General features: G+C 48.1%; 13 protein-coding genes, 1 pseudogene and 1 CRISPR repeat array. All 14 genes and pseudogenes read left to right on the plus strand.

All coding sequences use genetic code 11. From position 1 onward, the window contains the following. Positions 1-9: 9 nt before the first annotated feature. A complete protein-coding gene (locus IC21_RS13450; RefSeq protein WP_029142568.1) occupies positions 10-972 on the plus strand; it encodes an ABC transporter substrate-binding protein in 963 nt (320 codons plus the stop codon). Positions 973-1300: 328 nt separating this feature from the next. After that, a complete protein-coding gene (locus IC21_RS13455) occupies positions 1301-2116 on the plus strand; it encodes an ABC transporter ATP-binding protein (RefSeq protein WP_029142569.1) in 816 nt (271 codons plus the stop codon). A 31-nt stretch (positions 2117-2147) separates the two neighbouring features. Then, the gene (locus tag IC21_RS13460) at positions 2148-3185 is read left to right on the plus strand and encodes an NAD(P)/FAD-dependent oxidoreductase (RefSeq protein ID WP_029142570.1); all 1038 of its coding nucleotides are present in this window, start codon (positions 2148-2150) and stop codon (positions 3183-3185) included. Positions 3186-3678: 493 nt separating this feature from the next. Then, positions 3679-4245: a DUF2238 domain-containing protein gene (locus tag IC21_RS13465; RefSeq protein WP_029142571.1), complete on the plus strand. Its 567-nt coding sequence runs from the start codon at positions 3679-3681 to the stop codon at positions 4243-4245. Then, complete coding sequence (locus IC21_RS13470; protein WP_029713849.1) at positions 4238-4828, plus strand: DUF2238 domain-containing protein; 591 nt, start codon at positions 4238-4240, stop codon at positions 4826-4828. Before IC21_RS13465 ends, IC21_RS13470 begins: the two co-directional genes overlap by 8 nt. Before the next feature lie 107 nt (positions 4829-4935). After that, complete coding sequence (locus IC21_RS13475; protein ID WP_029142573.1) at positions 4936-5655, plus strand: YebC/PmpR family DNA-binding transcriptional regulator; 720 nt, start codon at positions 4936-4938, stop codon at positions 5653-5655. Between the two features lie 182 nt (positions 5656-5837). Next, positions 5838-6857: an STAS domain-containing protein gene (locus tag IC21_RS13480; RefSeq protein WP_029142574.1), complete on the plus strand. Its 1020-nt coding sequence runs from the start codon at positions 5838-5840 to the stop codon at positions 6855-6857. Between the two features lie 314 nt (positions 6858-7171). After that, positions 7172-8416 (plus strand): acyl-CoA dehydrogenase, encoded by a 1245-nt coding sequence (locus tag IC21_RS13485; protein ID WP_029142575.1) that lies wholly within the window; start codon positions 7172-7174, stop codon positions 8414-8416. After that, a complete protein-coding gene (locus IC21_RS13490; protein ID WP_029142576.1) occupies positions 8394-9167 on the plus strand; it encodes an SDR family oxidoreductase in 774 nt (257 codons plus the stop codon). Before IC21_RS13485 ends, IC21_RS13490 begins: the two co-directional genes overlap by 23 nt. Before the next feature lie 70 nt (positions 9168-9237). Next, positions 9238-10851, plus strand: a pseudogene (locus tag IC21_RS13495) (long-chain-fatty-acid--CoA ligase). A gap of 68 nt (positions 10852-10919) precedes the next feature. Further along, positions 10920-11483, plus strand: a complete 564-nt coding sequence (locus IC21_RS13500; RefSeq protein WP_029142577.1) for a TetR/AcrR family transcriptional regulator — start codon at positions 10920-10922, stop codon at positions 11481-11483. Between the two features lie 215 nt (positions 11484-11698). Next, positions 11699-12103, plus strand: a complete 405-nt coding sequence (locus IC21_RS13505; RefSeq protein ID WP_029142578.1) for an acyl-CoA thioesterase — start codon at positions 11699-11701, stop codon at positions 12101-12103. A gap of 42 nt (positions 12104-12145) precedes the next feature. Further along, entirely contained in the window at positions 12146-13204 is a 1059-nt protein-coding gene (locus IC21_RS13510; RefSeq protein WP_014096364.1) for a phosphotransferase family protein, read from the plus strand. A gap of 430 nt (positions 13205-13634) precedes the next feature. After that, complete coding sequence (locus tag IC21_RS13515; RefSeq protein ID WP_029142579.1) at positions 13635-14939, plus strand: IS1380 family transposase; 1305 nt, start codon at positions 13635-13637, stop codon at positions 14937-14939. A gap of 210 nt (positions 14940-15149) precedes the next feature. Then, positions 15150-15843: direct repeats of the CRISPR family, unit length 30 nt; unit sequence GTTAGTATTTTACCTATGAGGAATTGAAAC. Positions 15844-15903: the final 60 nt, after the last annotated feature.

Genomic DNA, 15903 nt, shown 5'->3' on the forward strand with positions numbered 1-15903 from the left:
GGGATGAAAATGTCTTACAATCTAAAATTAAAAAAGATTTTCCAAATATGCGGGATTGTCTTTCTGTCCGTTGCCCTTGCTGCCTGCGGGAACGGCCAGGCCGGAAATGGGAACGGAAACAAGCCTGCCGGCGGGGCGAAAACCCGGACGGTAACAGACGCAGTGGGGCATCAAGTAAAAGTGCCGGCCCATCCGAAACGCGTCATTGCGACTTATTTGGAAGACCATCTTGTTGCGCTCGGGGTGAAGCCTGTCGCACAATGGAGTGTCAGCAACGGCATTCAGGAATATTTGCAGGACGATTTACTGAAAGGGGTGCCGGCGATTTCTTACGACCTGCCCTATGAACAAGTGCAAAAATTCAAGCCGGATTTAATCCTGATTGATGATGCCGGCATGGTGGAAGGCGGGAAGTATGAACAATACAGCAAAATCGCTCCAACCTTTGTCGTGAGCAAAAAGCAAAACAGTGACTGGAGAAAAGAACTGCTTACTGTCGGGAAAGTGTTGAACAAAGAAGCAAAGGCAAAACAAGTGCTCGCAGATTATGAAAAGACAGCCAAGAAAGCAAAAGAACAACTGGCGAAAAACGGAAAATCTCCTTCTGCCGCTGCAATCTGGCTTGTGAACAATAAATTTTTTATCGTATCGAAAAATGTATCAAGCGGGGACGTCCTGTACAATGATTTGGGCTTGAAGGTGCCGGCTGTTGTAAATGAAATCTCTGCAAAAGCAACCAGTAACTGGAATGCCATCTCGCTTGAAAAATTAACCGAGCTGGATGCAGACTATATTTTCCTGATTAACAGCGATAAAACCCGCGCAACAGAGCTGGACAATGCATTATGGAAAAGCATTCCTGCCGTCAAGAAACACCATGTGGCTGAGTTTTCCGCTGATACCGGCTGGCTTTACTCCGGCGCGATTGCAAACAAAGAGATGATCCAGGATGTGTTAAAAACGATCAAATAATTATTTTCACGGCCTGCCGTCCATGTTGCATGGACGGCTTTGGCTGCGGAAAGAACATATTGATGTTTCCAAACCCGGCATCATGCGGATACGGGGGAAGAACACCCTTATTCCAACTGGAAAGGCCCAAAAAAGGAGAGCCTTTCTTCCAGAAAAGATTTGCAAAATTTCAAAAGCACAGGAAGGGTAGCAGGAAATGCTTAAATTGCGGAAAAACCTGGAGATTGCCGGTGAAAAATCGATTTGACACCTATTTGAAAACCTTATAGAATGAAATTGATATTAAGAATCATTTTCATTTAATACCAGATTCATAGGAGGAACTGAGATGCCAAAGCTTTGTGCAGAAAATTTAAAAGTTGCCTATGGAGATCATGAAATTATTAAAAACTTAAATTTAAATATACCAGCCGGAAAAATGACGGCGATCATCGGCCCGAACGGATGCGGCAAATCCACTTTGCTGAAGGCATTGGCGCGCATTCTCTTTCCGAAAAACGGGTCCGTTTATTTGGATGGAAAAGAACTGGCAAGACAATCAACAAAGAAAATTGCGCAAAAGCTTGCGATTTTGCCCCAGTCTCCGAGTGTGCCGGAAGGACTGACGGTTTCGGAACTTGTATCTTATGGCAGGTACCCGCACCAAAAAAGGCTTGGAAAGCTGAATCGTGAAGATTGGAAAGCCATTCACCGGGCCCTTGAAATGACCGGGACGGAAGAATTGAAAGACCGTCCTGTGGATGCGCTTTCGGGCGGGCAACGGCAGCGGGTCTGGGTTGCGCTCGCACTTGCGCAGGATACCGAAATGATTTTACTGGATGAGCCGACAACCTATCTGGACCTGTCCCATCAGCTGGAAGTGCTGGAACTCTTGCAGGAGCTGAACAGAATGGAGCACCGCACGATCGTGATGGTGCTGCACGATTTAAACCAGGCCGCCCGTTTTGCGGACCATATCGTTGCCATGAAAGATGGCGAAATCCTTTACGAGGGAAGCCCCGAAGCTGTGGTGACAGCGGAAATGATGCGGGAATGTTTCGGATTGGATGCCCAAATTGCGCTTGATCCGAGGTGCAAAAAACCGGTTTGCCTTTCCTATGATTTGATTAAACCGTATAAAGAAGTACGCGCACAAATGGCGTAGCCACTTTTTTTATGAGCGGGATTGGAGGATCTTGGCATTGGACCATGAAATCTACGATGTAACCATTATTGGCGGCGGGCCGATTGGCTTGTTTACGGCGTTTTACAGCGGCATGCGGAAATTAAAGACGAAAGTGCTGGAGTCTAGCGGCCAGCTGGGCGGAAAAATCTCGATGTTTTATCCGGAAAAAACATTGCGGGATATTGGCGGGATCCGGAAAATAACAGGCGGGGATCTTGTGAAGGAACTGATCCGGCAGGCGGAAACTTTTTCGCCAACGATCCTTTTTCATCAGCATGTATCCGGTTTAAAGCGGCGCCCGGACGGCATCTTGATGTTAAGCACGGAAAACGGCGGCCTTCACCTGACAAAAACGGTTATTCTCACCGTCGGGGCGGGCATTTTTAAACCGATTAAGCTTGATATTCCGGGGGCAGAACGCTATGAATCCGGCAATCTCCATTATGCCGTCGACGACTTAAATCGCTTCCGCAACAAGCGGGTGCTGATTTCCGGCGGCGGAAATGCGGCAGTTGACTGGGCAAACGAACTGGCCGGGATCGCCGAAAGCATTACGATCGTCCACAGGCGGGAAGCATTCAGCGGGCATGAATACGATGTGTCCGAAATGGTGAAAAATGCACGCCTTTTTATCCCTTACTGCATTTCAGCCCTGCACGGGACTGGCAACAGGATCGAACGCGTTGCGGTGAAACACGCCGGGACGGGCGAAGAAATATGGCTTGAAGCCGATGAAGTTGTCGTGAACCACGGCATTCAGGGCGATTATGGCGGCATTTTAAACTGGGGCCTTAAAATGAAAGACGAGCGGATCGAGGTCAATGGCGCGATGGAAACGAATATACCCGGGATCTTCGCGGCAGGGGATGCGGCAACTTACCCGCACAAATTAAAATTGATTGCCGGGGGGTTTGCGGAAGGCCCGGTTGCTTTAAACAGCGCCGTCCGCTATATGTGCCCGGATGCAGAACCGATGGCCATGTATTCCACGCACCACGAAGATTTTGCAGATGAAAACGGCCGCGAAAAAGAAACACAGGCACGCTGAAAAAGGCCAAACAAATCATAAGGACGTTGGGTTGTGCTTCAACGTCTTTTTTGTATGCACTGAAAAGCAAAATGTGCATGCGCTTAAAACCCGTGCCCACCTTTTCTGTCCGCACATGGCGGTAACTGGACTGGAAAGGCGGATATATGGCCCGCCATCTATTTTTTAAATTGCACTGCACGACTAAAAGGGTTGCGTAAGATTGTATCTCTTTTTTGTGTTTTTTCAGGTCTTCAAAAACAGGCAGCGAAGGGGTCACGGCAGATTCATCTTTTGTTAAACCAATGGCACCCAAAAACTTTTTGCCGTTTATTGATTCTTCGCCGGCAACGCCGCTGAAGGAAAACGGGTTGATGTTTTTATCCCCTGCCCCCCTTTCCCCTGCCCCCATGTTTTGATGGACGAATTTCTGCACGTCTTTATTGATTTCAGGATGAAATGGAAAAAGAAAGGGTATCCTATTTTTGGAAAAGAAACAGAACGGGGTGGAAAGGTGAAACGCATCATTATTATACTGCTCAGTTCCGCCATGATATTGCTGTTGGCCGGGCTTATGGTCTATTTTATTTTTAAGCATGATACGTTGCGCTGGGGGATTGCGGCCGGCGGGATTGTGTTAAGTGCGCTGCCGCTCGGCCTATTATTTTTAAAACATAACCGGATCAATACGCCCTCGATTATTGGATGGTATATTTTCGTGATTTGCTCCATCTGCCTCGGTTCACTCGCCGGATTTTACGGGCGTTTTGCATGGTGGGATACGTCCGTTCACTTTTATAAGGGCATTTTTACAGCTTGTATCGGTGTTACGCTGTATAAAATACTGGTTCCGGAGGCGGCAAGGCGGGGCATGTCGCGCTTGATTCCCGCATTGTTTCCCCTCGGGCTTGCGATAACAGGAAGCGTTCTTTGGGAAATGTATGAATTTATCGGGGATATGATTGCCTCCCATACGATGCAGCGCGGCGGCAATACCGATACAATGATGGACTTATTGGCCGGATTTTTTGGCGGGATGCTGATCGCGATATATACTGGATTCAGGAAACAAAATGTATAAGAAGAAGGGAAGTGTGAATATGGACCGGAAAATTGTGTTTGGAATCAGCTTGGTTTATGTACTGTGGATGGCTGTTTTGTGCGCCATGCAATATACGGCCGGCTCGTCTTGGAAGGCTGCGGTCGCGCTTGGCGGGGTGATCTCCGGCGCAATTCCGCTTATCCTTTCGTGGATTCCGCGCCTCCGGTTCCACCTGCCCCTTGTTATTTCTTATTTTCTCTTTTTAACCGGCTCCCAATATTTCGGATCGATCCGCGGCTGGTACGGCTTAGGTTGGTGGGACACCTTTTTGCATTTTGTGAGCGGCGTCCTTCTCGGATTTGCTGCTATCGCACTTTATGAACGGCTGGTGCGCCGGGATGCGGGCAAGGGGGTCTCCGCCTGGTTTGTATTTTTGTTTGTGCTTGGGTTTGCCGCGCTTGGCGGTGTGCTGTGGGAGATCTATGAATTCTCGGGCGATCAATTCTTTGGCACCACTTTGCAGGGCGGCGGGAACAAGGATACCATGACCGATTTAATTGCAGATGTGCTCGGCGGCCTGGTTGTGGCAACGGGTTCCGGGATACGGACGAAAAGGAAGTAAGAAACAAAAACCAAAAAATTTTACCCCACCGGAAGGCTTTTGGTGTATAATTCAACAATGGGCGAGTACGGAAGCATTCGAATCTTTGTTGAAAGTGAGTGATCCCCTTGGGACGCAAATGGAATAATATTAAAGATAAAAAAGCAGCAAGGGATGCTAATACAAGCCGCATTTATGCGAAATTCGGCCGCGAAATCTATGTTGCTGCGAAACAGGGTGTGCCGGATCCGGTGGCAAACAGCGCATTAAAAATGGTGCTCGAGCGCGCCAAAACATACAGCGTGCCGAAAGCGATCATTGACCGCGCGATTGAAAAAGCAAAAGGCGGCGCCGATGAAAACTATGACGAGCTGCGTTACGAAGGCTTCGGCCCGGGCGGCTCGATGATCATTGTCGATACGTTGACGAACAATGTCAACCGGACCGCATCCGAAGTGCGCGCCGCTTTCGGGAAAAACGGCGGCAATATGGGGGTGAGCGGTTCAGTAGCGTATATGTTTGATAAAACGGCAGTTTTTGGCATTGAAGGAAAAACAGCAGATGAAGTGCTGGAGCTTTTGCTTGAGGCTGATATTGACGTCCGCGATGTCTTTGAAGAAGACGGCGCCGTCATTGTCTATGCGGAGCCGGACCAGTTTCACGCGGTTCAGGAAGCTTTTGAAAATGCCGGCATTACGGAATTTACCGTTGCTGAATTGACAATGTTGCCGCAAAACGAAGTCACATTGCCGGATGAGGACCGGGAGAAATTCGAAAAACTGATTGATGTGCTGGAAGATTTGGAAGATGTCCAGCAAGTTTACCATAATGTCAATTTTGGCGATTAAGATGGACGGCGGGGCAATCCCGCCTTTTTCGTATAAGCCAATTTCTTTGAAAGCAAGGCTGAGCACATTTTCCGGCAAACACGTGAATTTTGTCACATACAGAACCCGTATCAATAGACGCAAGAAAACTGAACCGGTATAATAATAATACAATTCATTGTACATAATAGAGGGGATATTCTGTGAGCGAACATCCGAATATACATGTGGGCGGTCTTCAATTTGAATGGGAATTGGATAAAGGCAGATTCATTTTTGAAGGGGAAGATGCAGTCCTTTTCTGGATTCCGACTGCGATGCGCAATCTGTTTACTACAATTGAAGAAATATCCGGGGAAGAAGCATCCAATGTTGTCTTTGAGACAGCGGGTTTCCGCCAAGGATTGCTCGTTGCCGATTATTTTAATAAAATTAAAGATTTCGATGTGAAAAAGGCGTCTGAACGCATTACCACTACTTACGCATCAGCGGGCTGGGGACGAGCCGTGATTAAAGACATGGACTTTGATCAGAAGACATTGACGATTGAGCTGAAAGACAGCTGGGAGCATAAAATCAATGCGGCCCAGGGGAAGAAAACGGGCAGCAATTTTCTGCCTGCCCACTATGCTGGTGTTTTTACCGGGTTGCTCCATACAAATATATGGTATAAAGTCGTCCGGTATCAGATCGAAGGCCATGACTCCACGATCATTGAGTATTTCCCATCGGATATCACGGTGTCACATAATATTCACCAGCTGGCGCGGAAAAAGGAAGCCGAGCAGATCATTCAGCTGGAGGCGCTCGTCGAAGATAAGACGCGGGAACTGAAGGAGCTCGTCAAGCAGCTGTCATCACCGATTATTCCGATTTTGGACGGCATTGTCGTCGTGCCGTTAATCGGGAAATATGACGATGAACGTGCCGAAGAACTGATAGAAAAAACGTTGAAAAATTTGCCGCAGTACAAAGCAAAGTATTTGGTGCTTGATTTAACGGCGCTCGATGTGGAAGACGATCCGCACAGCATCCAGTTTATTGAAAATATCGGAAAGGCATCTTCCTTAATTGGCACGCAGACGATCCTTGTCGGTATATCGCCGTCCATGAGCATGACAATTTCTTCTTCCGGGCTTGATTTCAGCCAGTTTGACTGCTTCCAGACGTTGCAGCACAGCATCCACTATGCGCTCGGACAATTGGGGAGGAAAATACTCTGATTGGCAAGGACCGCCAATCATCTGTTTCAAAAAGCGGGGAAATGGTTCCCCACTTTTTGTATTTTCGGGCTTGTTGAACAATTTTGGTTTACATTTGGCTTCTGTTTCTTTGCACGTTTTATAAAGTTCGGCGAGTGATCAGCGTCCTTTTTGTTATTCAGCAACCCTCTTTCATACCGGAAAAAGGGCAACTCCCGTTATTTCTACATATACTGGCGAAATTCGGCTTATTTTTTTTCTTGAAATTTTCAAATGATTGTTTATACTTAAATTAACATACTAACCGGTTAGTCAACGGGGAGGGGATGGATCATATGGATTTTGATTACTCACCAAAAGTGAAGGCACTGATTTCAAAGCTTGAGCGTTTTATGGAAGAAAACGTATATCCGGGTGAAAAGCTCTTTGAGGAACAACTGAATACACAGGAAACACGGTGGGCTGCCGTTCCGCCGATTATGGAAGAATTGAAGGCAAAAGCAAAGCAGGAAGGGCTTTGGAATTTGTTTTTGCCGGACAGGGAATACGGGGCAGGGCTTTCAAACCTTGAGTATGCGCCGCTTTGCGAAATCATGGGAAGGTCCATTATTGCCCCCGAAGTATTCAACTGCAACGCGCCCGATACCGGGAATATGGAAGTGCTTGCCCGGTACGGGAGTGATGAGCAGAAGGAAAAATGGCTGAAACCGCTTTTAAATGGCGATATCCGCTCGTGTTTTTCCATGACGGAGCCGGATACTGCTTCGAGTGATGCAACCAATATTTCATGCAGCATTGTACGCGACGGCGATGAATACATTGTGAACGGGCGGAAATGGTGGTCATCAGGCGCCGGCGATCCGAGGTGCAAAATTGCGATTGTCATGGGAAAAACCAATCCGGATGCACCGCGGCACGAACAGCAGTCTATGATTCTCGTACCGCTCGATACACCCGGTGTGAAGATTGAGCGGATGCTCCCGGTTTTCGGTTATGATGATGCCCCGCACGGCCATGCGGAAATTACGTACGAAAACGTGCGGGTGCCGGCTGAAAATATGATTTGGGGGGAAGGAAAAGGGTTTGCGATTGCGCAAGGGCGGCTCGGGCCGGGCAGAATCCATCACTGTATGCGGCTGATTGGGGCTGCGGAGCGTGCGCTTGAACTTTTATGCAAGCGCATACAAAACCGTGTGCCGTTTGGAAAGCCGCTCGCAGAACAGGGCGTCATCCGCCAGTGGGTGGCTGAGTCGCGCATTGAAATCGAGCAGGCGCGGCTTCTGACATTGAAAGCAGCGTTTATGATGGACACGGTTGGCAATAAAGTGGCGAGAAAGGAAATTGCGATGATTAAAGCAGTGGCCCCGCGGATGGCGCTCAATGTGATCGACCGCGCCATCCAAGCGTTCGGTGCAGCCGGCGTTTCGGACGATTTTCCGCTCGCCCGGCTGTGGGCCAATGCGCGCACATTGCGGCTTGCAGACGGCCCAGATGAAGTCCATCTCGACCAGATTGCAAGGCTTGAGATGAAACCGTACCAGGAAAGGGGATTAGCCGATGAACGTGTTAGAACTGTTTAGTTTAAAAGGAAAAACCGCCATCGTGACAGGCGGCGGCAGGGGGCTCGGTGAACAAATTGCGCGGGCTTTTGCAGAAGCGGGGGCGGATGTCGTGCTCTGCTCCAGAAAAAAAGCGGCATGCGAAGAAGCGGCTGCACGCATCGAATCGCTCGGCGTGAAAGCGCTCGCATTGGAGTGTGACATTACAAACCGCGCCCGGGTTGATGAAGTGGTTGCGGAAACCGTAAAACAGTTTGGCAAAATCGACATCCTCGTCAATAATTCCGGCGCGACCTGGGGGGCGCCTGCCGAGGATATGCCGGTTGAGGCGTGGGAAAAAGTGATCAGCACGAATGTGACCGGCACTTTCCATATGAGCCAGGCAGCCGGAAAAGCCATGATCAAGCAGGGGCACGGCAAGATTATCAATATTGCTTCCATTGCCGGGCTTGGCGGCGTCGATCCGCGCATCATGGATACGATCGGTTACAACACAAGCAAAGGGGCGGTCATCACGTTTACAAAAGATCTCGCTGCCAAATGGGGCAGATACGGCATCCATGTGAACGCGATTGCGCCGGGCTTTTTCCCGACAAAAATGGCCAAAGTGATCATCGAACGCGGCAAAAACCCAATATTGGAAGCAACGCCGCTCGGCCGGTTCGGCAATGACCAGGATTTAAAAGGTGCAGCTGTTTTTTTGGCATCGGCAGCCTCGGACTACGTGACGGGGGATGTGCTGCTCGTTGATGGCGGCATGCACGTGCTTTAAAACCGGCAAGCCGGGCGGGTGGATGATGGTTAAGCAGTCCATTTGGCAATAAAAACAAGGGGGATTTGGAATGGAAAACAAAGTGTGGCATGCTGTCTATACCGATGAGATTCCCAAAGAAATTGAAGTGCTGGATATTCCGCTGTATCAAATACTTGCAACTGCAGCCGAAAAGTACCCGGACCGGACTGCCCTCTCTTTTTACGGCAGAAAGACGGCCTATGCGGAACTTTACAAAGCATCGCTTGCCTTTGCCTCCTCCCTTCAGTAAAGAGGCGTGCAAAAAGGCAGCAGGGTGGCGGTCATGCTGCCGAACTGCCCGCAGTATGTCGTGTGCTATTACGGTGCGCTTATGGCAGGTGCGGTGGTTGTCCAGATCAATCCGATGCTCGTTGAACCGGAAATCAGGCATATATTAAATGACTCGGGCGCCGAAACGATCATTGTCCTGGATGATTTGTACCCGAAAGTGCAGGCCGTCCGCCCGGAAACATCGCTGAAAAATGTAGTCATAGCCGGTTTTAAACCGGCGGCCGGCCCCTTGGATGAGGCCGAACCCTTTGATGCCTTGTTACAGGCAGGAACGGATTACAACCCTCCTGCGCTCGACCCCCGGGAGGATATTGCCGTGCTCCAGTACACGGGCGGTACCACCGGCCGGTCAAAAGGGGCGATGCTGACCCACCGGAACCTTCTTGCCAATCTGGTGCAAACATATGAATTTTTCAAACCGGTCATGGGGCCGGGAAAAGAACGGATTTTGACCGTTATCCCGCTTTTTCACGTATTTGGCATGACATGCGCCATGAATTATGCGATCTACACCGGTTCGGAATCGGTCATGGTGCCGCGTTTTGATCTTGAAGAAGTACTCAAGACCATCAAGGAAACGCAGCCGACCTATTTTCCGGGTGTGCCGACGATGTATGTCGCCATCACGAACCACCCGAAAGCGATGGAGTACGGGCTGGATTCCATTAAGACCTGCAACAGCGGGAGTGCACCGATGCCGCTCGGGCTTTTGCGTTAGTTTGAAGAAAAAACGGGGAGCGTCATTGTCGAGGGGTACGGCCTTTCGGAAGCTTCCCCGGTGACACACTGCAATCCGGTTTTCGGTAAACGCAAGCCGGGCAGCATCGGGATCGCGATTCCATCAACAGATTATAAAATCGTCGATGTTGCAACCGGCACGGAAGAACTGAAGCCGGGCGAGACGGGGGAGCTGATTGTAAAAGGTCCGCAAGTAATGAAGGGGTACTGGAACATGCCGGAAGAAACGGCGGAAGCACTCCGGGACGGCTGGCTGTACACCGGCGATATCGCGACGATGGATGAGGAAGGGTACGCTTATATTGTTGACCGCAAAAAAGATATGATCATTGCAAGCGGCTATAACGTATATCCGCGCGATGTCGAGGAGGTGCTGTATGCGCATCCCGCCGTCCAGGAAGCAGTGGTAATCGGTGTGCCGGATCCATACCGGGGTGAGACGGTCAAGGCATTTGTCGTGTTAAAAGAAGGGCAGAAAATGACGGAAGAAGCACTGATCGAATATGCAAGCGCCCATCTCGCCCCGTATAAACGCCCGAAGATCATAGAATTCCGTGATGCGTTGCCGAAAACAAATGTCGGGAAAATTTTGCGCCGCAAGCTGCGCGATGAAGAAAGGAAAGTGCGCGAGTAAAAGCAGGAACGTGAAGCCGGGTATGTGATATAATTTTCTTAATATAGTAATAGATGGAGAGGACCGACATGAAAGCGAAGATTACGGAACACAGCATACGCTTGTTTGAACAAAAAGGCTTCACGGAAACATCCATTCAGGATATCGTTGACAGCATCGGCGCGACAAAAGGCACGTTTTACTATTATTTTTCCAGCAAAGAACAACTTTTGATGGACATTCATATGGACTATATTACGAAACTTTTGGAAAAGCAGAAGGCCATCCTTTCGGAAAACGGATCGTGCAAGGCAAAACTGCATGCGCTTGTCCTGATGCTACTTGAAAGCATCAAAACGGAAAAAGCAAAAGCCCTTATCTTTTTCCGTGAGATCAAAAATTTAAGCGGTGAAAAGCTCGAACTGATTTTACAAAAACGCGAAGCTTTCCGCTTCGGGGTTGAAAAGCTGATCCGGGAAGGCATTGAGATCGGCGAGTTTGCGGGGCATCTGGACGCGAATCTTACTTCCTTTGCCATTCTCGGCATGGTGAACTGGAGCTACCAGTGGTTTAAACCGGAAGGCCGGAAATCAGCGGCAGAAGTGGCAGAACTGTTCATGGACATCGTCCTGCACGGGATTGAAAAAGCGTAGAGCCATATGGCTGCCGAAATGGGGATGTTTGTAGATCAAGCCGGGTGGGTGGCAGCAGGGCTGCATGAAAAGTGCATACGTTACGGCGGCTGCGTCAGGAAATAGCCTTGTGAAAAGAAGGGGTGGCAGCAGCGGATCATTCATGGTCAGGGCCTTGCAAGGTGCAAAACCATACAGCTGCGGTAATGGTGTTCAAGCGAAAGGGAGGGATTTGTTTGCATGAATTGAAATTGCGGACACGCTTTTGCGAAACAGATGCAATCGGCCATATTAACAACACCAGTTACTTCATCTACCTGGAAGACGCCCGGTTGAAATTTTTTGAAAGCATCGGTGCAAGCGTGGAAATAAAAGATTTCAATATTATTCTAGCTTCAGTAAAATGCGATTTTATCAGCCAGGCGTTCTATAATGAAGAACTCACGATCCGGACCGGCGTGGCAAAGCTCGGCAATACGAGCTGTGAACTGGCCCATGAAATGCTGGATGCAGAAACCGGCCGTTTGATCGCAAAGGGGAAAGCAGTTGTCGTCTTTTTTGACTTTGATAAGCAGCAATCACGCCCGATTCCGGATGATATAAGGGGCATCCTGGAAAAGCATTTGCAGCCGGTGATGTGAAAAAACGGCCTGCCTATTACGGGACACAAGGGGGAGAGGAAAATGAATTCAGACACTATTCCGGTCCGCAAAGGGGAAGAACTGGACTTAACCAGACTGCAGCAATATTTGCGCGAGAAGCTTCCGCAAATGCCGGATGCACCGCTTGAAGTTGCACAATTTTCAGCAGGCCGTTCGAATTTGACCTATCAATTAAAAGCAAGTTCGTGGGAAGCGGTGCTTCGGCGCCCGCCGCTTGGCCCGGTTGCCCCGAAAGCGCATGACATGGGGCGTGAATTCCGTGTGCTGAAGGCGCTCCGGCCGTTTTTCGCACCGGCTCCGGAAGTGTTGCTTTTCGAAGAGGACCCGTTTGTGATCGGCGCTCCGTTTTTTCTTATGGAAAGAAAGCATGGCATTGTGCTCGATACCGCTTTTCCGCCGGGAGTGGAGCCGAAAAAGGAAACGTGCCGGCGGATTTCCAGTATCATGGTTGACAGGCTTGTGGAGCTGCATGCGATCCCGTATGAAGAGACAGAGCTCCTTTCCATGTCAAAGCCGGCCGGTTTTCTCGAACGCCAGGTGAACGGCTGGATTGAGCGCTATCTGCGTGCGAAGACGGATGAAATTCCGGAAGCGGAGCCGCTCATCCATTATTTGCGTGACCATATTCCGCCGCAACAAGGTGCAGCCGTGATTCATTATGATTATAAGCTGAATAACGCGATGTTTAATGAAGATTTTTCGGAAATGACCGGCCTGTTCGACTGGGAAATGGCAACCATCGGCGACCCGCTCGCAGATCTCGGCGCTGCTCTCAGCTACTGGACGGAAAAAGATGACCCGGATTTGATCAAAAATGGGCTCGGCGAACCGTCCGTCACGACGCTGGACGGCTTCATGACGCGCCGCGAGTTTGTCGAAGCTTATGCGAAAAAAAGCGGGCGCGACGTCTCGAACATCGATTACTACTTGATTTTCGGTTACTTTAAGCTTGCCGGCATTTGCCAGCAAATCTACTACCGTTACAAGCGCGGCCAGACACAAGACCGGCGTTTCGCCCATTTCGGCAACGTCGTCCGCAGCCTGATCCGGCACGCGGTGGAAGTGGCGGAGAGGGTTTAACGCAAGCGCTCCATAGCTGATTTAACGTAAAAGAAGGCGAATCTAGCATTTTCGCAGATGGATTCTTCTATAATATTGAAACAGCATTTACTGGCAAATCGGATACAAGCCAAAATCTGATTCGTTCAGTAAGCCCTAAATAAGATGCTCGTCAAAAATGTCGTCGACCTCCATTAGCGTAGAAAACCCGGGGGATCGACGACAAATTGTTAAAACGGGCAAGTCTTTGACACTATTGGTATTGCCTGGATTCCATTAGATGTTGAAGAGATTTTTTTGCGCAAGCAGGAAATTCCAGCGGTCATGGAGAAATGTTATAATCCTGAATTACGAGAGTAAAGCAGAAGCTTAAAATAAAAAGGTGCCCCGAATCTCTGGTATAATTGGGTTTGTATAGAACTACCAAACCAGAAAGGAGGGCACCTTTAAGGTGAATTATATCACTTCTGTCTCGAAAATCAAATATGCGTTTCGTTTAAAGAAGAGTACGAATTTTAGCGGGCTGCTCCCGATTTTGCAGTTTCTGGAAAGAATGAAGATTGAACAGACCTTCCGGGATTTTGACTGCTTGAAAAAATACAATGCCAAATATCCTTTAAGCAAAATCTTTATATACCTGGTGATTGGCTGGCTGTCCAATTGTTCCCGGCTATCTCATTTCCGGACTTTGCAGGATGATCCTTTAATCTTGGCATTTATGGGCGAGAAATGCCCGCACTATACCCTTTTAAATAAAGACCTGCTAAGGCTGGAAAAGTTGGAGGGCGCTGATCTTGAATTCAAAGAACGCATGATGGATTTGATTGAACCCTGGCTTGACAAGGAGCTCATTCTGGATTTTGATTCAACCGTGGAAACCGTCTATGGGGGCCAGGAAAAAGCAGGGGTCGGAGTAAATCCCTACAAGCCGGGAAGAAAAAGTTATCACCCTCTTCTTGTATTTGAAGGGAAATCCCGTCTTTGTTTAAACGCCAGGCTGAGGGAGGGAAATTCCCATTCTTCTCAAGGGGTACTCGGTTTTGCAGAAGAGACCTATCAGCTGCTTTCTCCCCATTACCCTATTCGTTATGCCCGTTTTGACAAAGGATTTGGTGGAGAAGATTTCTACAGTTACTGGGAAAACGGTGGGATTGGCTATACCGGCAAACTGAGGTGGACTTCGAGACTTAAAAAAAGGGTTGAAAACGATGATTCACCGTGGATCCGCTATGTTGACGACGAATTGACCGTGATAGAGGGAAAAGCCGTTGATTACCAGGCAAGTTCCTGGAAGAAGCCAAGAAGAGTTGCGGTAATTCGTAAAGCTGACAAATATGAGGAAAGTCAGCTTCAAGCTTGTGATTTTTTATGGAAGTATGAAGCGATTGTGACGAACATGGACTGGGAACCCATTGATATTTGGAGATTCTATAATCAAAGGGCTTGCATGGAAAACTACATCAAAGAGTCAAAATATGGATTCTCGATGGGCAAGATTTCAACGCATTCATTTGACGCCAACCAAATGGATCTGCTGATTAAACTGCTGGCATACAATTTATTCGAGATCTTTAAAAAAGAACACTGTCCGCCAGCGTATCGCTCTTATACGATCAGGCGATTCCGGAGGGAATTCATCTACGCGGCTGGCGTGCTGGTCTATCACAGCCGAAGTGTCATTTTAAATATTTGTGAAACATACGCCCATAAAAAGGCATTCCGGCAAATGATTCAAAGTGTACGGCTGATTGACTGAGTGTGAAGGCTGAAACAGAATACTGGAAATTGAAACGCCCGCAAATGTGGGGAGGGGGCAACTGTGGCCTTAATAACCCAAAAATAGGCAGTTGTGATTCCATTTTTGATAATATTATCCATTTATTTTCCATATGATTCCAATTACCTGCATCAATCTAGTAAAGTTTTGCACTTTCTTAATTTGGGATAATATCAGTGAGTTTTTGGAGTTAGTATTTTACCTATGAGGAATTGAAACAGGCTTGATCCAAAGTTAAACTCTCAATCGCCTCTGGTTAGTATTTTACCTATGAGGAATTGAAACTTTGGCATAACCCATTGGTCTGTCTTCACTTGCCTAGTTAGTATTTTACCTATGAGGAATTGAAACATTTTTACCCATGCACCGTTGCAAGGAACATTTAGGTTAGTATTTTACCTATGAGGAATTGAAACCATGGACAGGCGTTCAGAAAGCTCTGTCCGGTATTAGTTAGTATTTTACCTATGAGGAATTGAAACAGGGTGTAAACTGGGTTTTAAAACGGGTAGGTGCTAAGTTAGTATTTTACCTATGAGGAATTGAAACTACCTATAGCTTTTTATACCAAATCAAAAATGTGCACCGTTAGTATTTTACCTATGAGGAATTGAAACCTTTTTTTGCCACAGTATGGGCAAATTACCGTTTGCGTTAGTATTTTACCTATGAGGAATTGAAACATATCCGGCCGCGATCAGATCCTTTGCCTCCTCGCCGTTAGTATTTTACCTATGAGGAATTGAAACCCCAGATACTGTACATTTAGTTGTAAAACGGTATAAAGTTAGTATTTTACCTATGAGGAATTGAAACAGGAGTGGTAGCCACGTACCAGTCAAACTGCATTTGTGTTAGTATTTTACCTATGAGGAATTGAAACACCGCGTATAAATTGCTAGGCCTTTCCTCGAGTATGTTAGTATTTTACCTATGAGGAATT

The sequence above is a fragment of the Heyndrickxia coagulans DSM 1 = ATCC 7050 genome (assembly GCF_000290615.1).
GTDB lineage: Bacteria > Bacillota > Bacilli > Bacillales > Bacillaceae_C > Weizmannia > Weizmannia coagulans.